This is a genomic window from Chitinophaga sp. (genome assembly GCF_035538455.1).
Taxonomy (GTDB): Bacteria; Bacteroidota; Bacteroidia; order Chitinophagales; family Chitinophagaceae; genus Chitinophaga.
In genome coordinates, this window is the sequence record NZ_DATLKJ010000130.1 from 1 (window position 1) to 21468 (window position 21468).

Below are 21468 nucleotides of genomic sequence, written 5' to 3' on the forward strand. Positions count from 1 at the left end.
GCGCACCTGGAAAATAGGAAATACCATTACTACCCTCGAGCCATCAGGCCGCTTTTTACTGGAGCCCGTTACCACTCCCAGGGATATATTCCTGCTGGCCGCCGGAAGCGGAATTACACCCGTATTTTCGCTGCTGAAGCAAATACTGGTCAATGAACCCACCGCGAAAGTTACCCTGATCTATAGCAGCCCTTCTCCGCATCAGACTATATTTTACGAACAGCTGCAGTCTCTGCAGCAAATGCATCGTCAGCAACTGCAGATCCTTCATCTCTTCAGTAACGACCCCGACAGCCATCACGTTTACAGGAGACTCAACAACATCATCCTGGAAATCCTCGTCAATGAACATCTGCGCTTCAATAAACAGGATGCAATGTTCTTTCTCTGCGGACCACCGGATTATATGCGCACCATTCTGCTCACCCTTACATTTATGGGCTTCCGGGAACATCAGCTGCACAAGGAGAATTTTGTAGTTAATACAGATGTTAAACTCGCGAAAATACAGCTGCCAACAGACACCACCACGCGTCAGGTGACTATTCGTTCACGCGGTGAAGAATTTCATTTAGCTATACCCGCTAACCAGACCATCCTCAGTTATGCCCTGGAGCATAATGTGGCACTGCCTTACAGTTGCAAAGGCGGCGTATGCGGATCATGCACAGCACAGTGCGTAAGTGGTAAAGTTTGGATGCCTGTCAATAAAGTGCTCACAGATAAAGAGCTCGCTGAAGGACTGGTGCTTACATGCGTAGGTTACCCGGAAAGTGACGAAGTAATAATTGAATTGTAAAAATCACCATATAAACAGTGATAGCAATCAATAATTTTGATGCTATCGTTTTTACATTGCAATTATTTTTGTTAACTTATTATACAAAATCTGGTCATGCGAACCACCCCATTGAAACTTGGATGCCTGTTTCTTCTCAGTATCATCATTGGTATCAATGCCAATCTGATCACTGCGGAAGATAATGCTGTGCAGATAAAATGGCTGATCGCTGCTGAAGCGTTGTCAGCAATCGCCTTTATTATTATCCTCATTTCTCTTATCCGGAAAACTTACCACACAATTCAATACCAGCAGCTATTCAATGATCATCCTATCCCCATGTGGATATATGAAAAACCAACCCTGAAGTTTATGGCCGTCAATAAGGCTGCTGTTGAGAAATATGGTTATACCGAAAGCGAATTCCGCAATCTAACACTAACGGATATACGGGAAAAAGAAGAAGTGGACGCTTTGATGGAAAATATCCGCGAGCGCTGCAACGGGGTAGAATATCGCGGTATCTGGAAGCATCGCAAGAAAAATGGCACTAACTTCTTTGTTGAAATATATGCCCACTCTACCACCTATTACGGGAAAGATGCACGGTTTATCATGGCTATCGATGTGGATGCCCAGGTGAGAAAGGCCAGGGAAGCACATCAGCTGGGCGTCAGGTACGAACTGCTGGCACAAGCTACCAACGACGCTGTATATGACCGGAACCTGCTCAACAATACCGTCAGCTGGAGTCACGGGCTGGAAAAGCTCTTCATGCACATTCCACCTGACAGCGGAGATATCATCGGCTGGTGGAAAAGTAACCTCCATCCGGCAGACAGAGGCAAGGTGCTGGCCTCGCTTGAGCAAAGTATGCTCACATTCAATTCCAACTGGTCTGAACAATACCGCTTTGCTTGCGGTGACGGTAGTTATAAATACGTTATTGACCGCGCTTTCATCATTTATGAAAACGGCGTGCCTACCCGCATGATTGGTATGATACAGGATATCGATATGCATGTGAAACAGGCAATACAACTGGAAGAACGCAACGAAGTGCTGCGTGAGATTGCATGGATCAATTCTCACGAAATACGCCGTCCTGTTGTTTCTATTCTCAGTATCACCAACCTGTTCGACAAGAGTAACAAGGATATCCATCTTAACTCAAGGCTCATGGATTGGCTACACCAGTCTACTCAACAACTGGATGACATCATTCACAAAATAGAAACCAAAGCTAAACATATGCTCTGACCGGGTTACAGGTCACGCGTTATGAAGTGGTTGAAATCGTCTTTAAGTTCTGCAAATAACTTCTGGAAAATCTCCATGCGGCGCTGCATGGTATCGTAGTCGTCAACCGGGCGGTCGTCATGTACTACTCTTTGTGGCTCGTTCGAGATCTTTTTGCCGCATTGCTTTATATCGTGGAACATTTCATCAGCAACTTCGCGCTGGCGCAGAAAACGGTTTTCAAAATGCTCAACCTGTGTCATTACTTCCCTGGGAGCGTGGCTGAGCACAATCTGTTCCAATCTTTCCCGCATCATTCTCACTTCACCTCTTACATCGTTCACTTCTTCCTTCCAGGAATTGATCTGATCCATCAGATCAGGCTGTGTTGTAATTTCCATGGTGTATTGATTTATCAGATTAAAATGATGAATAAAACGCATCTCATCATTATCCCAAACGCCGTTTCAATATCCATTTAATACTAACCTATTCCGGTTTTATGATAAAAGACCTGATCCTAAGTTACAACCTTTTTCAATGCCGCCCTCATAACTTTCCACACAACTTTTAAACTGTTTTACAAATAAATACCAAACTCCGGAAAATATTCCATCGCCTCCAGAATGCCACCAGCGCCACTCCGGGCAGCATGTAACACCTGCGGCATCCCGGCGGTGCGTGCTACCAGTTCGGGCTCCGAATCGCCTACCACCACCCCCTTGAATCCCGTTTCAAACATAGAGTAATCATTCATGGAATCGCCTGCTACCAACACATGCTGATGCGGCAAAGCCAACACCTCCAGTAACTGCTGCAACGTATTCCCCTTATTCACTCCTTTGGGCAATATATCCAGGTATTTACCAGCCGATAAAATAAGATCACATTGCATCGTATCTGCAGCAGCGCGGGCCGCTTCTATATCAGTAGCGTCATCGTAGTAATAGGAGCAACGATACTGCTGCTGGGCCTCCTGGTGCAACAACCCCTTTACGCTTTTCATAACTTCACGTACCTGTTCTCCCGGCCATAACTTTGCAATGCCCGACTGAACAGGCTCAACTGCCGCCAGCGATGCCAGGTGCGTGACAGTAGCGCCCACATCACAGATAATAAACTCAGGACGCGGAATAGAAACGTCTTCCAGCAAAGTGAGCACACTTCGTATACCCCTTCCCGTTACAAACACAAGTTGTATATCCCGGCTGTTACGTATAATGTCGTATAATGTTTCCCTGTCTTCTGCCGTCCCTCCAATGAAAGTACCATCCAGGTCTGTTGCTAATAACATGTGCTAGTTTTTTTGTTGTACTGCGGTCTGGTTGTTAAGATATACTGTTTGTACAGGAAATGCAAATTCAATACCTTCCCGCCTGAATGCTTCAATCAACTGCAGATTGATCGCCTGCTGTCTGTCCATATACAGGTTGTAATCGCTGCCCAGCACATAAAACACATTCTCATAATCAAAACTTGAACTGCCAAATCCCTGTAGATGTGATCTGTCAAATGTTGTGTCCGGCAAACCGGTAACGATTTTCCTTACCAACTCAGGAATCAATGCCAGCTTATCCTTGGCTGTACCAAGCGGAATACCGAATTTAAATACCACCCGTCTCCGTTCCATACGTTTGTAATTATGTACACGCGAATTGGTAAGGTCTGTATTGGAAAATACCAGCTGCTCTCCGCTGATACTGCGCAAACGGGTTGTCTTAATACCAATATATTCCACAGTTCCGCTTTTATCCTGTATCACAATAAAATCACCAATCTCAAAAGGTCTGTCGAAAAAGATAACAAAGTAACTGAAAAGATCACCCAGTATAGTTTGCGCCGCCAGGGCGATGGCAATACCACCAATACCGAGACCCGCAATGAAAGTAGTTACATTGTATCCCCAGTTGTTGAGTAGAAACAACAAAGCCACTACCCATATCAACGTAGAAACAATAATCATAATACCCTTAATCTGCTTGGCCTTCTCTGCACCTCTCTCCTGACCGGAAAGATAACTTACAAACAAATACTGCAGCAGTGAAGTGATCATCCTGACAATAAACAATGTAATGCAGATGGAAAAGAAAACATGTATCCACCTGTCCTGCCTGGGCGCAATGTTCAATGGTTGTATAGCGGCATACAAGGCGCCAATATATAGCAGCGGCACCAGTTTACGCTCCACGCCGCGAATAATGAAATCGTCAGTTTTACTGTCTGTTCCGGATGCCCATTTCTTCAATCGGTTTAACAGCATTCTCTTCAAAATAAAAACTACTACCGTAAGTATTACAAAAATTCCAAGGGCAATAAAATAATTCTGCACGGTGTTTCCCCAGTAAGTCTGCTCCAGTAAGGATTTCATGGATAATGGTTTTTAAATACTTCAAAAAATAAAATAAAAAAGACCAGCCAGCTACGGCTGATCTTCCTTCAATATAATGGGTTAATATATAGCAGTATGTGATTAGTTCATCATTGGAACATCAATCAGCAAAAACTCTGCCGGTTTCAATACCTTCACTGTTATGTTATTATAATCAGATATACCAATGGCATCCCGTGCCTGCAATATTTCATCTGCCACTTTAATTTCACCACTGATCAGGAAAAGATAACTACCACTGCCGGGAAACTTAGAACTGATCTCAACTTCGTGGCCTTCATCAAATTTACCCAGCGTAAACCAGGTATCCTGATGGAGTTGCAACGCACCATTGTTGCCATCAGGAGCTACTATCACCTGCATTTCATTTTCACGCGTTGCAGGATCAAAAGTACGCTGATCGTAACGCGGCTCAATATTTCTTTCTTTAGGAAAAACCCATATCTGCAGAAAGCGCGCATCATCTGTTTTCGATGCGTTGAATTCAGAGTGAACAACGCCTTTACCGGCACTCATCGCCTGCACATCATTCTTACGGATCACTTCATGCCTGCCCGTATTATCACGATGTTCCAGGCTACCATCCAGCACAATGGAAACAATCTCCATATTGTCATGAGGATGCGCACCGAAGCCCATTCCGCCCTTCACCTCATCATCATTCAACACACGCAATGCGCCGAAATGGATCCTTGACGGGTCATAATAATTGGCAAAACTGAATGTATGATGGCTCTTCAGCCAGCCATGATTAGCATACCCTCTTGTACCTGCTTTATGAATAATCTTTTGCATAATCAATTCTCCTTTTATAACAATGCAAAGATCGTAATTAACATAGTGGAAATAAATGGATGAAATGTTGAAAACCGTGGACAGAACATGAAATAAAAGCGAAGAACCCGTTTAGATAAACACTAAACGGGTTCTTCGCTTTATCTGAATATTAGTTTTCGCTCATCTGAAGAATCACAAAAATCACGACTAAACCAAAGTCGCATCCATGGTGATTTCAGTGTTATACAGTTTGCTGATAGGGCAGTTAGCTTTTGCATCAGCGGCCATTTCAGCGAACTGCTCTGCAGTCAGCCCGGGAACGCTGGCTTTCACCTCGAGGTGGCTGGAAGTAATAGCACCGTTTTCCAGAGCGATCGTGCATTTGGTATCAATGTTACCAGGAGTGAAACCTGCACCGGAGATCACAAAGCTGAGCTTCATAGTGAAGCAACCGGCATGAGCCGCAGCTACCAGTTCTTCAGGGTTGGTGCCAACACCTTCTTCAAAACGGCTGCTGTAAGAATACTGTGTCTTGTCCAGTACAGTTGATTGTGACGTCAGTGTACCTTTACCTTCTTTTCCGGTGCCTTGCCAATTGGCGGATGCAAATCTTTTCATATTAAGTAATGTTTATTATTTGAGGTGATTAATCCATGTGGAGGCCCAAATTACATAAAAAAGAGAAGATAAAAACGAAAAAACCATTCAGCGTGATACTGAATGGTTTTCTCATCTTTATATGCAATTACAATCTCCGCTGTAATCAGGTTCGTCTGATACTTCTTTTACCCTTCTTATATTATTTCTACCAGTTCATTTACAGGTTTACGTACCTTCTTTGCATGCTGCATCTGATCATCTGCAGCCCTGAATCCAACGGCAGCTATCACTACGGAGGCAAGCCCCTTCTCTTTGAGTCCAAGTATTTCGTCGTATTGAGACGCATTAAACCCTTCCATTGGACAGGCATCTATACCTTCAGCTGCTGCGGCCGTCAACAATGTGCCGAGTGCCAGGTACGCCTGTTTAGATGTCCAAACAGCAGCACCCTGAGCGTCCAGACTGTTTACTGTTCCCTTCATCATGCCGGCAAATCCTGCCAGATCCTCCGGATTTACGTTACGTGTCTTAGCTATATTATTCGTATAGTCATCTACGTGATATGGCTTTAAATCGGCATATCTTGCAAATACCACCAGTTGCGATGCATCTGTTATCTGTGGCTGATTCCAGGAAGCCTGTTTCAACCTTTCGCGTATCTCCGGATTATCAATCACCAGTATTTTGTAAGGCTGCAAACCATATGCAGAAGCCGACAATCTCGTTGCTGCAATCACACGGTCCAGTTGTTCCTTCGTTAATTTCCTGGAGCTGTCAAATTTCTTCACGGCATAGCGCCACTCTAATTTCTCAAGAATATCCATGACTTACTGTTGTTTTATCATCTGTACGCTTGCAAGTAATTTCACTTCGTCGGAAAGCAGGATACCACCTGTTTCTGTAGTTGCATGAAAAGTAAGACCAAACTCTTTACGGTTTATCTTTCCGCTCAGTTCAAAGCCCGCTTTGGTCTGACCCCAGGGATCTACCACCTCACCGCCGAATTCCACGTTCAGTTCTACCTGGCGGGTGTTGTCACGGATAGTTAAATCACCTACCAGTTTATAATTATCATCGTCTACTTTCTTCACTCCTTTCGAAACGAAAGTCAGCTTTGGATATTTATCCGCTTCGAAGAAATCAGCTGCTTTCAGATGCTGATCACGTTGTTCGTTCTGAGTGGAGATGCTCTCCACATCAGCTTCAAATGTGATGTTGGCAGTGCTGAAATCGTTGTCCTGCGTCTGCATGGTTGCATCAAACTTGGCAAACTGTCCTGTTACAGTAGTAATCATCAGGTGTTTTACTTTAAACTGCACATCACTGTGCGATGCGTCAATTTTCCAGGTAGTCATATCTTTTTAGTTTTAGTAGTTATAGATTTAATTAGTATTAGTTTAGGTATCCCATTTTTCCGGCGTTATAATCATCGATGGCTTCGTTGATTTCTTCCACGGTGTTCATCACAAACGGACCGTAGGCAACGATAGGCTCATTGATGGGCTCACCACTAAGAATCAGCATCGCAGCATCATCCAGTGAAGTGATATTGATCTCAGTACCATCCTGTTCAAACATCACAGTTTCTACAGCTTTGGCCACACTTCCGTTTATATCTGCCTCTCCATGCAACATCACAATGGAAGTATTGAAATGTTGAGGAAGAGATACAGTTACACTATCGCCTTTCTTCAATTTCACATCAAATACATTCACCGGAGAAAACGTACTGGCAGCACCTTTCACGTCATTGAACTCACCTGCAATTACCCTGAGATAACTCTCGTCTCCCAGCTTTACTACCGGGATGTCCGCTTTGGTGAGGTTCTGGTAAGCTGGTTTGGTATTTTTATATGCTTTGGGAAGGTTCACCCAGAGCTGGGCCATTTCCACCTTACCACCGCGCTTGCTGAATTCAGTTTCGTGTTTTTCTTCATGTACGATCCCTGCACCTGCAGTCATCCACTGCACATCACCAGGGGCCAGTTTGCCTTTGCTGCCGGTAGAATCGCGATGCTCCAGTTCTCCCTGATACACCACCGTCACTGTTTCAAATCCTTTGTGGGGATGCTGATCCACACCACGCGGTTTGTTGGTGGGAGGAAAATACGCAGGAGCGCCATAATCCATCAGAATGAAAGGGCTTATCTTATTGTTCACCGTGTGTGTGCCACCGGAAAGAACACTATGTACCCTGAATCCGTCACCCACCATATGTGGAGCGGGAGCTTGTAAAATCTGACTTACATGTTTTGTTGTTTTCATTTTTATGTCCTCCTAAAGACTACACAAAAGTACATGTTGCAACAGCTATCCAAAATGGATAAAACATCGCAAGTGATGGACTTTTTTCAAAAACATGCTTATATCACCTGGGAACTAACGCCGCGGGAGGCCTCTTTGAACTCTGAAGGGCTCTGGGAAGTGTACTTTTTAAAGAAGCGGCTGAAATAATGAGGGTCGTCAAAACCAAGCTTGTAGGCGATCTCCTTGGCTGTGAGATCTGTATTATAAAGGTATCGCTGTGCTTCCAGGATCACGCGATTACGGATATGCTCTCCGGCAGTGATACCAGACAACTGTTTACTGATTTCATTCAGCAGTACGGGTTTGATGTGCAGCAGGGCTGCATAGTCGGAAACTGTTTTCAGTTCGCGGTATTTCTCTTCTATCAGGTTTTTGAACTTCAGGAAGAAAGAGCTGTTATGCGCTGCGTGCTGCTCTGGTGTAATACCAATGCTGGCGCCCTTGATACGTGATACCAGCACCAGGAAATAACGTAACAGTCCATGCAAGGCCATTTCGTATTCCGCCTCGCGCATGGTCAGTTCTTTCAGCATCAGCCGTACAATGGCTTCCAGGTCTATGGATTGCTCCGCATCTACCGTGATAACGCTGCTGAACTGACTGTTGAAGAAAAGACCAGAGTTGATACCGGAAGTCTCCGCCTGATCTTTAAGACACATGAAGGCGTCCTGGAAAGCAATCATATATCCCTCAATCCTTTCACTCATCTGCAGCGTATGTACCTGCCCCGGTGCCAGGAAAAACAGCGTGTTTTTCTTCACTTCATGAGTCGTAGTATCAATAGTATGTAACAGCGTTCCTTTCTTGATCCAGTAGATGGTATAGAAGTCGTGCCGGTGGGGTACTCCGATCTGGCTAAAAAAACTGTTGCCCAGCTCGCATAAGCCGGACACCACAAAAGTGGGATTTATCTGTGCATATGCTGGAAGGGAAATAATCCCGATATTATCACGTTTTTCAGCCATCTATTAAAGTTCCGGCAGGTTCTTCCTCCCTGTCGGCCGGGTCTATGTATTCTATAATAAAGTTATTTCTTCCTTCTCCCACCATAATACCCATATGCTTCATCTGTACCAGTTCCAGCATGCTGAGAAACAGGAAGATAGCATGTATGCGGTCTTTACAATGGTCGAATATTTTTTCGAAGGCAAGTGTCCTTTCCGCGCGGGCCAGCTCCTCCATATACATCCTGGAGCCCTCCATCGTGTAGTCATATTTATAAACTACGTGCTGGGGTTTATTATCGCGGGCCTTCACCCGTTGTATTACCTTCTCAAAGGTTTGTGCAAGCTTGAAGAGCGTAAGGGTCTGTATTTCGGTGCCTTCGCTGGTTATCTCGCCAATTTCCGCCAGTTCTTTTGCAATGTTACCGCGTTTAATCTGTAACATACGCTCAGCTTCCATTTCAGCGAGTTCAGCGGCAGCCTGCTTGTATCGCTTATATTCCAGGATCTTGTCTATCAGCTCCATCCTCGGATCAATCTCATTACCCTGTTCGTCCAGTTCCTTACGGGGCAAGAGCATCTTAGCCTTGATACGCATCAGGGTGGATACAAAAAGAATAAATTCACTGGCCAGTTCTATATTCAGCGATTCGATATGATGAATGTAGTCAAGGAATTCTTGTGTGATAGTATTGATAGGAATGTTGTAAATATCCAGCTCATCACGTTCTATGAAGAACAGCAACAGGTCGAAAGGCCCTTCGAACTGCGGTAATTTGATCTTATAGGTTACTTGTTCGCTCACGCAATGATATTTAGAGATTCCCGATAAAACACACAAAAGCGCGAGGTCATGAAGCCGCAAAAATTTTCAAAACAGTACCGGCAGCTCTGTTCTCTGCGCCTTTGCGTGCTATCAAAATTAATAAAAATCCCGCTAATCAGAACTTCGCCGTGAAACCTATACCCAGCACCTGTTTCACCTGGAGGCGCGGCCCTTTAACACCCGTTTTCTTGTTTTCGAACACTTTTACATCATCATCATAGATCAGGTCGCAGGTAAGCAAGGCGGATATCCATTTGTTGACTTTGAATTCCAGGGCATTGGTGAAAAACACGTCAATATTCTGCGGATTATGGCGGTAATCAGAAAAGAGGTCCAGCCGTCCCTTGTAGGTTACATTCTTCACAACAGTTTTGATATAGTTGGCTGATAAATAAGCGCCTATCTCATATTTCATGTGCTTACCGGTATCCACACCATAGGCACCTTGTTTAGAGAGCCTGTCGTCCATTACCACCACGAAGCGGGAAGTTGCAGGCGACAGAAACAGGGAGAACTCCGGCACAGGCTTATAGTCGAAGCCCGGAGATACCAAAATGTAGGCAGGGGAGAAGAACCTGGAAGAAAGGTAAGGTGCACTGTCAGCCGGGTAAATGAAACCATCACTGAACTGCGTTCTCAGGTTCACCAGTCCGCTTACATACCAGTTCTTGCCAATCTCATAACCATATTTTGACGTGAGGTCTATACGGTCATCGCTTTTACGGGCCCCAAGACTGGTGGTATTAATGTAGCCGTAAGCCAGATCCGCCACGTTATCCCAGGAGCGGCGGCCATTTTTGTAAAATGCCCAGGCATATACTGTTGATCCGAGAGAAAAAGTGAAGTTATCACCACCAGCAGCCCAATTGGTAAGGGTTCCCTGGTTGATATTGATATTCAGATTCAACCCTTTCCTCCAGAGTGCTGGAACCGTATCATTTTTGTCTTTTTTAATGTTTGACAAGGCGCCTTCCCGGCCTTTCTTCATCCAGTCATTCTGCGCCTGCAGCGTAAAGAAGCACAGTAAACAACAGGCAATGGATAAAGTAAATTTTTTCATTAGCTGATTTTTTTAAATTTTAATATAAACACAATATCCAGCTCCCTGAAGAACAGAGAGCTGGATACAGGGAAATAAGGTTATCTATCTGGATTTTTTTAACTCGTCGCGTATTTCCATAAGGAGCTTTTCCTGAGTAGTAGGCTCCGCCGGGGCTTCGTCTTTCTTCTTGGAAATCCTGTTCATGAATTTCACGAGCAGGAAAACGCAGAATGCAATGATGATGAAATCGATAATACTCTGGATGAAAGCGCCATAAGCAAATACAGCTACACCCTTTGCCTTTGCATCCGCCAGCGTGGCAAATTCGCCTTTACTTTTGTCGAGCAGGACAAAGTAGTCATTAAAGTTTTTGCCTTGAGTAAAGAGTCCTACAAGGGGCATAAGCACATTATCTACCAGGGATGTAACGATCTTTCCGAAGGCACCTCCAATGATAACACCCACCGCAAGGTCCATTACATTGCCTTTCATGGCAAATTCTTTAAACTCTTTGATGAACGACATATTGCAAATTTTTTGTGGTTAATAATACAGGCGCAAAAATAACGCTTAATATGGAACTAGTTCATTACTAATTGATTATTTCTTCAACCGGGGGTATTTCAGCTTCAGTGATTTCAGTGTATCCCGTAACGTTAGTGCCACTATATACTCCTTATACCAGTTATGATCCGCAGGCACAATGATCCAGGGCACATCACTGCACTTATTGAAGGCGTCGTCATAAGCCTCCATATAATTGTCCCATAGTTTGGCTTCCTTCAGATCGTTTTCATTGTACTTCCACATTTTACGAGGATCTTCTGTGCGCTCTGTAAGTCGCTGCAGCTGCACTTCCTGGGAAACATGCAGGTAGAATTTCAGAATCTGCGTATTGTTATGTACCGCTAGTAGTTTTTCAAAATCATTGATAGCCTGCATCCTTTTATAAACGGTCTTATCATCGATCCACTTATGCACCCGCTGGATCAGAATGTCTTCATAATGCGAGCGGTTAAACACCTGTATCATACCCTTTCCCGGAGCATGCATGTGTACTCTCCATAAAAAATCATGATCACTTTCTTCCTGGGTAGGTGCTTTGAAAGAGTGTACCGTACATCCCTGTGGATTAAGGGATCCCATCACCTTTCTGATCACCCCGTCTTTTCCACTGGCGTCCATTCCCTGTATCACCATCAGCACACTGTATTTGTGCTGGGCATAAAGAACATTTTGGAGCTCATCCAGTTCTTGTAAAATACTTTGGGTTTCAGCCTTGATCTTTTCTTTGTCCAGTTTCTTTGGAGCGGTAGTGCTGATGGTTGACAACTTTATCTTACTCATGTATTTGCATTCTTGTCTCTAAATTTAACAAAATCAAGCAATAAGTGTTGCCCTGATCATATTTAATTTTTGCTTTAATCCGGTTATATATTGAACTTTGTGCACTTAAATAAATGCCATCTTGAATAATCGCTTGGCCCACTGGGGCGTTTTTCTGCTACTCTCGCTGACTTGGGGTAGCTCATTTATTCTGATGAAGATCGGGCTCGAAGCTTTCACACCATACCAGGTTGCCAGCCTCCGGCTCGTAGCTGCAGGTATCGCACTACTACCTTTTTTCCCCACGGCTATACGACAAATACCAGCCAATAAACTCCCCGTCATCCTTTTATCGGGGATACTGGGGAATGGTCTTCCGGCTTTTCTGTTCTGCCTGGCTGAAACAGAGATCGACAGCTCACTTGCCGGAATACTCAATTCTCTTACTCCCCTGATGGCCTTACTGGCAGGATTCTTCCTCTTCCGGGAACCAATCAGAAAAGCACAGCTTACAGGTATAGCTGTTGGCCTGGCTGGCGTGGTGGTACTTTTCAGCTCAAAGGGTATTGATACTAACAGTCACTGGTATTATGGATTTCTCGTGGTGCTTGCAACAATAAGCTATGGAATAAATATCAGTCTGGTACATCATCACCTGAAAGGATTCCCTTCGCTGCAGCTGGGATCTGTAGCCATGTTCTTTTGCGGACTTCTCTCATTTCCGGTACTGCTCTTTAGTAATTTCTTTCCTCAGTTCACCACGGAAACAGCGCCATGGCGTTCTCTTTCAGCGGGCCTGGTATTGGGTGTGATGGGAACAGGAGTAGCGGCCGTATTGTTCTATCTGCTGATCAAACGCGCGGGTTCCATGTTTGCTTCTCTGGTCGCATATGCATTACCGGTAGTGGCCATAGGCTGGGGGCTGCTGGCCAATGAGCCGATAACATGGATGCAGGTATTGTGTATGGGAGTAATATTATTGGGGGTATACCTTGTCAACAGAGCCAGGCAGGCATAAAAAAATGCGTCCCGTTATGGCGGAACGCATTTCTTAAATCTGTCAGATCATTAAATAGCCATGATCTCTTTTTCCTTTACCTCACAGTGCTTGTCTATGAGCACAATATTTTTATCTGTAAGCTGCTGAATGGTTCCTTCCGCATCTTTAGCGGTATCTTCACTCAAACCGTCTTTCTGTAATTTCTTGATAGCCTCGATACCATCACGGCGAATGTTCCTGATAGCTACTTTCGCCGTCTCACCTTCAGCATTTACCCTTTTTACAAATTCCTTCCTTCTTTCTTCAGTGAGTGGTGGAAGGAAAAGGCGGATAATTACTCCGTCATTCTGTGGATTGATGCCGATGTTTGCTGCTATAATAGCCCTTTCAATAGGCTGCAGCATGTTTTTCTCCCAAGGTTGTATAGTCAGGGTACGAGCATCGGCAACACTTACATTCGCTACCTGGCTAAGGGGCGTAGGAGCGCCATAGTAGTCCACAGTAATGCCATCCAGTATCTGAGGATTGGCTTTACCGGCCCTGATTTTTGTGAGTTCCAGCTCGAGGTGACCGATGGCTTTCTTCATCGAGTCTGCTGAATCATCCATGATAAGCGTTAGATCATCTTGCATAACATAAATAGTTAAGTGCCTGCAAACCTACAGGTTTTCTTTTAATCGTCAAAGGAAGGGTTCAATAATAAAACAACAAAGGCTGCGATGGCAGCCTTTGTTAGGTAAAATATCCTTAAGCCGTGGTTACTTGTCTTGTAATACACCGTTGGTGGTTACACGCAGTATTTTCGGAGGTGATGCTGTTTGGCCTGCAGGCTGAGTAATAGTTGTTACCGCAGGTTTTATAGATAGCTTCCGCTTCCTGGCCAGGTAAAGCATGCCGGTAAAGACGGTGGCGGCGCTCACTACTGATATTGTCAGCCAGGTTGTGCCGATACCCTGCAGCAGAAAGGCCGACGCTATAAACAGAACATTGACACTCACCGACACCAGAGTAGTTTGCTTATGATTCAATTTCAGGTCGAGCAGGTAGTGATGTATATGATTCCTGTCTGCGGAGAAAGGAGACCTGCCCTGCAACATACGCACTGCAAATACCCTCAGCGTATCAAACAACGGAACAATCAGTATAGCTACAGCTACCCCGGGAGTTGCCCCAATAGGCATTTTTCCCGCAGGGTTTCCAGCCACATCAATGAACTTTAATATCAGCACAGTGTTTACCAGCCCAATCAGCAGGGAACCGGTATCCCCCATAAAGATCTTTGCAGGAGAGATATTGTAGATCAGGAAACTCGCGAGACCACCAGCAAGTGCAAAGCCCAGCACTGCATAAGTGATTTCTCCCACGTGCAGGAAATAAGCGCCGAGCAGGGCACTAACTAACAGGCCTATACTACCTGCATGCCCGTCAACCCCATCAATCAGGTTAAACGCATTAATAACTACAATAAACGTAAAATAGGTGAGTATCAGGCTGACGTTGGGAGGCAGTTCGTTGATCCCCAGAAAACCGTACATACTGGTAATTTGCAGATTACCGAGGTAGATAACTGCAAAAGAGGCCATCAACTGACCGATCAGCTTTTTAAAGGGAGACAATCCGACAATGTCATCCTTCATCCCAACCATAAAAATGATGAAAAATGCCGCCAACATATATTGGAAAGGCGAATTGGGCATGGAAGGTACGCAGATCGTAGCAGCAATAATAAACCCGGAGAAAAAGCCGATTCCTCCTAATGTGGGTATACGCTGTTTATGCGCCTTCCTTTCATCTGGTTCGTCGTACAAATGTTTTAACTCCGCTACCCGAATGAGTATCGGAATCGAAAAATAGGTCACAACAAAACTCAGGACTGTAGCAATTAATACATTCTCCATTAGTGGGGCTTATTTTGCAAAGATATTAATTTCAACGAAATGTGTATAGAAACGCTAAAAAAATCAGGAAATTTGATAATTTGAGCGCGCAAAAAAAAAGTTCAACGCCAACAAACTCCACGAAATTCGATTAGTTTTGCGGCACAAAAAATAACAAGTATCATGCCACAGCTCAAGGATATTGCTACCCAGGTCAGAAGAGATATTGTACGAATGGTACATGGCGTTCAGAGTGGCCACCCAGGCGGTTCACTCGGTTGCGCAGATTTCTTAACTGCTTTGTATTTCAAGGAAATGAAGCACTCCCCGCAACCTTTTGACATGGATGGTCGTGGTCAGGATATGTTTTTCCTTTCCAATGGCCATATCTCCCCGGTATTTTACAGCGTACTGGCCAGGTCAGGGTACTTCCCGGTTCAGGAACTGAGCACTTTCCGTAAACTGAACTCCCGCCTGCAGGGACATCCTACCACACACGAACACCTCCCAGGTGTACGTATCGCTTCAGGATCTCTCGGCCAGGGCATGAGCGTCGCAATTGGTGCTGCCCTCACTAAAAAGCTCAATAACGACAATAGCCTGGTCTTCTCCCTCCACGGAGACGGAGAACTGGAAGAAGGCCAGATATGGGAATCAGCCATGTTTGCACCCCATCATAAAGTAGATAATCTTATCATCACCATAGACCTTAACGGTCAGCAGATCGATGGCACAACGAACGATGTAGCCGGCCTCGGTGACGTAGCCGCCAAATTTGAAGTCTTTGGCTGGCACATACTGCACATGAACGGTAATGATATGGATGAGGTAGTAGCTACCCTGGAAAAAGCCAGAAGCCTCACCGGTAAAGGCAAACCCATCGCCATCATCATGAAAACCGTAATGGGGCAGGGGGTTGATTTCATGGAAGGCCATCACGAATGGCATGGTATCGCTCCCAGCGACGAACAACTCGCAAAAGCACTGGCCCAACTGCCGGAAACACTCGGAGACTACTAATAAAAAATTGATATAAAGAGAAAGGAGCCGGCGAAAACCAGCTCCTTTCTCTTTATAGTATTATCTGCTATTAATAACTATTCAGCTCCATCCCTCCTTCAGCCGCTCTCCTGGCCGGATACCAACTGGCCCCAAGCCCTATCACCACAATCGTAACCAATACCAACACAAAGTCAGAGAAGTGCATGCTCACAGGATAAGCGTCCACAAGAAAAGAAGTACCCTCCAGCTTAATAAGCCCGTAACGCTGTTGCAATAAACAGAATAAGCCCCCCAGCACAAAGCCCAACAATGCACCAATCCCCGCAATAATCAACCCTTCTGCAAGAAATATCCGCATCACCAGCCACTTCCTCGCCCCCATAGCTTTAAGAATGGTAATATCTTTCCGCTTCTCCAATACCAGCATATACAATGAGCCTATCATGTTGAACGCTGCAATGATCATAATAAAGCTGAGAATCACATACACTACCCATTTCTCCGTTTGCATAATCGCATATAATGACTGATTCTGTTCATATCTCGTCTGCACCTTATATTGGACTCCCAGTAAACGTTGCAGCCTGCTCTTCACCACCTGTTCATCAGCTCCCGGCCGTATGGAGACCTCCAGCGCCGACATCTCATTATTACCAAGCTCCAGCAGACCACGCAGAAAATTAATATGAGTAATAATGTACTTACTGTTAAACTCCTGCTGGATCGCAAATGTGCCGGTCGGGTACAGAATCCCATTGTTCAGAGCATCTTCAAGGGTCACAAAAGCGTTCACGTTCCTCCTGGGTACATAAACCGTAACAGGTGCAAGACTATGCACCACATCAACCCCTAAAGCTCCCTCCAGCTCCAAACCCAGCACCGCACGATAAGCCACACTATCACCCGTATCAAATCGCCCGCGTACAATGTTACTCTTCACATCTGTTACATTGTTATACCCGCTGTCCACACCTTTCAGCACAGCAATTGTAGGCTCGTCTCCATAACGGAGTACCGCCTTTTCTTCTATCACTTCTGAATAATGTGCAACACCAGCCGTGCGGCCAATTTCTTTCAATTGATCAGGAGTCAGTACTATCGTTTTACCAGTGGCTGGCGCCACCTTCAATGTGGGGTAAAATGAAGAGTAGAGCGACTTTACAAGCCCTTCAAACCCATTGAATACACTTAATATCACAATCAGTGCGCCAGTACCTATTGCAATCGCCGCCACACTCACCCATGCTATAATATTGATCGCATTAGTAGACTTTTTAGCGCTGAAGTATCGGGAAGCAAATTGCCAGATCATTCCTGCTATTTATTTTCGCCCTTTATATTAGCGTCATCATCCTTAATCTTTTTAAACAGGTCCTCCATCTTGAATATATACTCCAGTGTATCATCCTGGAAAAGGGACAATTCAGGAATGCGGCGCAATTGTTTGCCCAGGCGTATCCCCAGCGACTTCTTTATTTCGCCCATTCTTTCCTTGATACGTTCCAGCATCTCGTTGTTATCCTTTATCTGGAACAAACTCAGATATACTTTCGCTTCCAGCAGGTCAGGCGTCATTTTAACGGCAGCCACGGAGATCATCCCCCCCTCAATCACATTAAAACCCATACGCTGAAATATATCACTCAGCTCTTCCTGGATTAATTGTCCTATTTGTTTTTGCCTTTTTGTTTCCTGCATCTCATTCAGTTTTAATCGTTAATAAACCGGCTGCTGCGCTTGTCCTCCCTGCCTTACCCCGGCCGGATCAGGAATCAGACTGCATATGCCTATTATACGCGAAATTAACCATTTCCCCGAAAGATTGACTATAATACATATAATACAGGTACAGGGTCAAGTAATTATACTATTTTTGCATGCTTATTAAAAGCCAAGCGTTAAAGCACCAGGAATGAATACTTTCAAGCGATTACTCAGGTACGCCACTCCCTTGCACCATTACCTACCGGAATATATTATCTACACTTTTGTAGGTATCATTTTCGGAATGGTAAACTTTGCAATGCTGATACCATTGCTCACCGTGATTTTTCAGCAGGTGGAAGAAAACAAGGCTGCTCTTGTTCATCCCACTTTCTCTTTTACCATCAGCTATTTCGTAGACCTTTTCAATTATTACTTCTATCACTTCATCGAAGCCAGCGGCACCAAACAAAGTGCCCTGTATTTTGTTTGCGCTGTTATCGGGGTATGCATCACCGTAGCCAACCTCGGAAGATATATGAGCTCCAGAGTGATGACAAGATTGAAGATGAGCGTGCTGCTAAGGTTACGTACAGATCTTTATAAGAAATTTACAGAACAGTCGCTCAGCTTTTACAGTGAAAGACAGAAAGGAGACCTTTTATCTACTATGACCAACGATGTACAGGAAGTGGAAGTATCTGTTGTCAGCTCCATACAGATACTCCTGCGCGACCCGTTCATTATTGTGGGCTACTTTGCAGCACTGTTCTACATCTCCGTAAAACTCACTTTATTTACCATCGTATTCTTTCCGGTATCAGGCATCCTGATTTCCTATATCTCCAAAAAACTCAAACAGAAAGGCTGGTTCAGCCAGGAGCTGCTGGGTAAAATCCTGAACGTTTCAGAAGAAACACTCGGAGGAATAAGGATTATACAATCCTTTACTGCAGCAGGTTTTATGCAGAAAAAATTCGGAGAAGTAAACGGCCGCTTCGTCAAAGTGAGCAAGGCCATGTTCAATCAGCGCGAACTTGCTTCCCCCGTTTCAGAAATACTGGGCGTAATTGTGGTGATCGTGCTGGTTATTTATGGCGGCACCCTCGTACTCAATGGTAACGACCTGCTCACCGGCGCTACCTTCATGACCTACCTGGTTTTCTACTCACAGATCATGCAGCCAGCCAAAAATATCTCCACAGCTATCACTACCATGCAAAGAGGTATTGTAGCCAGTGAAAGAATCTTCAATGTGCTGGATACTCCCGTAACGATTAAAGAAAAGCCCGGTGCAAAAGCAATGGACGCTTTCAACAGCAATATCGAATACGATCATGTATTCTTCAGATATGAACAACAGAATGTGTTGAGTAATATCAATCTTACCATCAGGAAAGGCCATATGATTGCGTTGGTGGGCCGCAGCGGCGCCGGCAAATCAACAATGGCAGACATGTTGCCACGCTTCTATGATGTTAACACCGGCGCAATTCGTATAGACGGCACCGATATACGCGACATCAAGCTCGACGACCTGCGCAAAATGATCGGCATCGTGTCACAGGAGGCAATCCTCTTCAACGACTCCGTATTTAATAACATCGCTTTTGGTTATCCGGATGCCGATAAAGAAGCCGTAATAAAAGCAGCCAAAATTGCCAACGCGCACGAATTCATTGACCAGCTGGAAGATGGCTACAACACCACAATTGGCGACCGCGGCCTGAAACTCAGCGGCGGACAACGCCAACGTCTTACCATCGCCAGAGCCATCTTTAAAAATCCTCCCATACTGATACTCGATGAAGCTACTTCCGCTCTCGATACCGAATCAGAAAAACTGGTGCAGGCCGCTCTCGACAAACTCATGCAAAACCGCACCACCATTGTGATAGCACACCGGTTAAGCACAATCCAACACGCTAACGAAATCATCGTAATGGATCATGGCGAAATAAAAGAACGGGGTACACACGATGACCTTATCGCTGCACGCGGCATCTATCATAAACTGGTAGAAATGCAGGAGTTTAAATAAAACTATAACGTTAAGGATTATACGAATATAAAAAGTCCCGGATAACTCCGGGACTTTTTCGTGCTTATATAGTACCAGCGCGCATCTTCATAACATAATCTTCACGGATACCCCCCCTTTGTTGGTACCGTTTTTGTAATATCCAATAGGATATGCCAACAGGTTCTGTGTAACAGTCTTATTGTTTAACCATTAAACATAGCGCTCCTATGATTTCTGTCGTAATTCCTGTATTAAACGAAGGTGCTACCATACGTCAGGTAATAAAAACCGTAAAGAAGACAAGCCGTAAGATCGAGATCATTGTAGTTGATGATAATTCTACAGATAATACCGTAGAAGAAGCAATGAAGGAACATGTACGGGTGATTACCAGCAGTCAGCGCGGAAAAGGTATCTCCATGCGGGAAGGCATGATGGCAGCCCGCCATGATATCATCGCATATGTAGATGGCGACATTCTTACCTATCCTGATAATATCATTGACCTGCTCACTGATCCTATTGAGCGCGATGAAGCTGATTTCGTCAAATCATATTTCGAAAGACAGGCCGGCAGGGTCACTCAGCTGGTTGCGAAACCACTGCTGAGTATACTCTTTCCCGATCTCGCTCATTTTCAGCAACCGCTCAGCGGCATGATAGCAGCACGTAAATCATTACTGCAACAAGTCATGTTTGAAAATGATTACGGAGTGGATATTGGCCTGCTGATAGATATGCACCATCTGGGGGCACGTATCGTGGAAGCCAATATCGGTAAAGTGGAAAATGCCATGCAAACCTGGGAGCAGCTTAGCAAAATGTCAAGAGAAGTATCCCGGACCATTTTGCGTAAAGCCGAAAATATTCCCCAGGAAAATCTTGAAACACTCGGGAATATCAATCTTATCCGGGAACAGATGGAATACTCCATCCTCGAATCTATCGACAAACTGCAGAAGATGGTCATCTTCAATCTTGATCACGCCGTATTCACACAAAACTATCTGCAGTGGGCAGCAACAGCATTTGATCATGAAGATGAACTGCTGCATATACAAAACACCGAAAAAGATCCTGTAACAAGATTACAACTCACTGCAACATTGTTCGAAGGCCGTAATATCGCAGAACTCCTGGAAGTAGCAGACGCTATTCCACTAGTGCCAGGAATCCGCGAAGTGGTACGGGAACTGAAGAAGAGAGGTTATGCCTGCGGCCTCGTAACAGATGGTTTCGGCACCGTAGCACGGCATATCAAAAATAAGCTGGGAATGGATTTCGTGTTTGCCAACAAACTACATCTCGTAAACAGCGTGGCCACCGGAGAAGTGACGGTTGCTGATTATTTTATGAAAGAGGATACTTATTGTAAAAGCCGCATCTATTCCTACATCACCCAACAATATCAGATCAATCAACAGAATATTATTTATGTTGGCGATGGAAGAAACGATACCAGTTTAATTACAGAAGCCGGAATTGGTGTTGCATTTTGTCCACAGTATCAACGTGCATATGTAGAAAAGGTTGCCGATAAAATCATTAGCGGATTATCACTTGCACCATTACTGGATATTGCTCAGGCCAGCCCTTCAAAATTTGGAATCAAGTTGCCCGCCATCAGTAAG

The 21468-nt window shown here is 44.7% G+C and carries 23 protein-coding genes; 6 read left to right on the forward strand and 17 right to left on the reverse strand.

Annotated elements, in window-relative coordinates; genetic code table 11:
- Both VM802_RS15350 and VM802_RS15355 read left to right on the forward strand, forming a co-directional pair.
- Positions 1-799, forward strand: a 799-nt coding sequence (locus VM802_RS15350; RefSeq protein ID WP_325531993.1) for a 2Fe-2S iron-sulfur cluster-binding protein, incomplete at its 5' end; no start/stop codon positions are given.
- A gap of 96 nt (positions 800-895) precedes the next feature.
- Positions 896-2041 carry a PAS domain-containing protein gene (locus tag VM802_RS15355; protein ID WP_325531995.1) on the forward strand — a complete coding sequence of 382 codons (1146 nt, stop codon included), beginning with the start codon at positions 896-898 and terminating at the stop codon, positions 2039-2041.
- Positions 2042-2046: 5 nt separating this feature from the next.
- Here VM802_RS15355 and VM802_RS15360 read toward each other — a convergent pair whose 3' ends face one another.
- The 13 genes from VM802_RS15360 to VM802_RS15420 all read right to left on the reverse strand — a co-directional run bounded on the left by VM802_RS15360 (position 2047) and on the right by VM802_RS15420 (position 12252).
- Positions 2047-2421 carry a hypothetical protein gene (locus tag VM802_RS15360; protein WP_325531996.1) on the reverse strand — a complete coding sequence of 125 codons (375 nt, stop codon included), beginning with the start codon at positions 2419-2421 and terminating at the stop codon, positions 2047-2049.
- Between the two features lie 179 nt (positions 2422-2600).
- Entirely contained in the window at positions 2601-3314 is a 714-nt protein-coding gene (locus VM802_RS15365) for an HAD-IIB family hydrolase (protein WP_325531998.1), read from the reverse strand.
- 3 nt (positions 3315-3317) lie between these two features.
- On the reverse strand, positions 3318-4388 hold the full coding sequence (locus tag VM802_RS15370) for a mechanosensitive ion channel family protein (protein ID WP_325532000.1): 1071 nt from the start codon (positions 4386-4388) through the stop codon (positions 3318-3320).
- A gap of 102 nt (positions 4389-4490) precedes the next feature.
- Positions 4491-5204: a pirin family protein gene (locus VM802_RS15375; protein WP_325532002.1), complete on the reverse strand. Its 714-nt coding sequence runs from the start codon at positions 5202-5204 to the stop codon at positions 4491-4493.
- Between the two features lie 189 nt (positions 5205-5393).
- Positions 5394-5804, reverse strand: a complete 411-nt coding sequence (locus VM802_RS15380) for an OsmC family protein (protein WP_325532004.1) — start codon at positions 5802-5804, stop codon at positions 5394-5396.
- Positions 5805-5980: 176 nt separating this feature from the next.
- On the reverse strand, positions 5981-6610 hold the full coding sequence (locus VM802_RS15385; RefSeq protein WP_325532006.1) for an NAD(P)H-dependent oxidoreductase: 630 nt from the start codon (positions 6608-6610) through the stop codon (positions 5981-5983).
- A gap of 3 nt (positions 6611-6613) precedes the next feature.
- Positions 6614-7141, reverse strand: coding sequence for a YceI family protein (locus tag VM802_RS15390; RefSeq protein ID WP_325532008.1), 528 nt, complete (start codon positions 7139-7141; stop codon positions 6614-6616).
- A gap of 37 nt (positions 7142-7178) precedes the next feature.
- The gene (locus VM802_RS15395) at positions 7179-8051 is read right to left on the reverse strand and encodes a pirin family protein (RefSeq protein ID WP_325532010.1); all 873 of its coding nucleotides are present in this window, start codon (positions 8049-8051) and stop codon (positions 7179-7181) included.
- A 98-nt stretch (positions 8052-8149) separates the two neighbouring features.
- The gene (locus tag VM802_RS15400; protein ID WP_325532011.1) at positions 8150-9058 is read right to left on the reverse strand and encodes a helix-turn-helix domain-containing protein; all 909 of its coding nucleotides are present in this window, start codon (positions 9056-9058) and stop codon (positions 8150-8152) included.
- Positions 9051-9842, reverse strand: a complete 792-nt coding sequence (locus VM802_RS15405; protein ID WP_325532013.1) for a segregation and condensation protein A — start codon at positions 9840-9842, stop codon at positions 9051-9053. Before VM802_RS15405 ends, VM802_RS15400 begins: the two co-directional genes overlap by 8 nt.
- Before the next feature lie 136 nt (positions 9843-9978).
- Positions 9979-10923 (reverse strand): DUF3078 domain-containing protein, encoded by a 945-nt coding sequence (locus tag VM802_RS15410; RefSeq protein WP_325532015.1) that lies wholly within the window; start codon positions 10921-10923, stop codon positions 9979-9981.
- A gap of 84 nt (positions 10924-11007) precedes the next feature.
- Complete coding sequence (mscL, locus tag VM802_RS15415) at positions 11008-11430, reverse strand: large conductance mechanosensitive channel protein MscL (protein ID WP_325532017.1); 423 nt, start codon at positions 11428-11430, stop codon at positions 11008-11010.
- Between the two features lie 75 nt (positions 11431-11505).
- Positions 11506-12252, reverse strand: coding sequence for a PPK2 family polyphosphate kinase (locus VM802_RS15420; RefSeq protein WP_325532019.1), 747 nt, complete (start codon positions 12250-12252; stop codon positions 11506-11508).
- A gap of 121 nt (positions 12253-12373) precedes the next feature.
- Between VM802_RS15420 and VM802_RS15425 the strand changes: the two genes are divergently transcribed.
- Positions 12374-13249 (forward strand): DMT family transporter, encoded by an 876-nt coding sequence (locus VM802_RS15425; protein WP_325532021.1) that lies wholly within the window; start codon positions 12374-12376, stop codon positions 13247-13249.
- Between the two features lie 50 nt (positions 13250-13299).
- On the opposite strand, the gene frr is transcribed toward VM802_RS15425, so the two are convergent.
- Together frr and VM802_RS15435 are read right to left on the reverse strand one after the other, a co-directional pair.
- Entirely contained in the window at positions 13300-13863 is a 564-nt protein-coding gene (frr, locus tag VM802_RS15430) for a ribosome recycling factor (RefSeq protein ID WP_325532023.1), read from the reverse strand.
- A gap of 126 nt (positions 13864-13989) precedes the next feature.
- Positions 13990-15129 (reverse strand): glycosyltransferase family 4 protein, encoded by a 1140-nt coding sequence (locus VM802_RS15435; protein ID WP_325532025.1) that lies wholly within the window; start codon positions 15127-15129, stop codon positions 13990-13992.
- Between the two features lie 162 nt (positions 15130-15291).
- Here VM802_RS15435 and VM802_RS15440 point away from each other — a divergent pair, with 162 nt between their 5' ends.
- Complete coding sequence (locus VM802_RS15440; protein ID WP_325532027.1) at positions 15292-16128, forward strand: transketolase; 837 nt, start codon at positions 15292-15294, stop codon at positions 16126-16128.
- 70 nt (positions 16129-16198) lie between these two features.
- Here VM802_RS15440 and VM802_RS15445 read toward each other — a convergent pair whose 3' ends face one another.
- On the reverse strand, positions 16199-17422 hold the full coding sequence (locus VM802_RS15445) for an FtsX-like permease family protein (protein ID WP_325532029.1): 1224 nt from the start codon (positions 17420-17422) through the stop codon (positions 16199-16201).
- Between the two features lie 5 nt (positions 17423-17427).
- Positions 17428-17808 carry a 30S ribosome-binding factor RbfA gene (rbfA, locus tag VM802_RS15450; protein WP_325532031.1) on the reverse strand — a complete coding sequence of 127 codons (381 nt, stop codon included), beginning with the start codon at positions 17806-17808 and terminating at the stop codon, positions 17428-17430.
- Between the two features lie 214 nt (positions 17809-18022).
- On the opposite strand from rbfA, the gene VM802_RS15455 reads away from it, so the two are divergent.
- Both VM802_RS15455 and VM802_RS15460 read left to right on the forward strand, forming a co-directional pair.
- Positions 18023-19855, forward strand: a complete 1833-nt coding sequence (locus tag VM802_RS15455; protein ID WP_325532032.1) for an ABC transporter ATP-binding protein — start codon at positions 18023-18025, stop codon at positions 19853-19855.
- Positions 19856-20064: 209 nt separating this feature from the next.
- On the forward strand, positions 20065-21468 hold a 1404-nt coding region (locus VM802_RS15460; protein ID WP_325532034.1), incomplete at its 3' end, for an HAD-IB family phosphatase.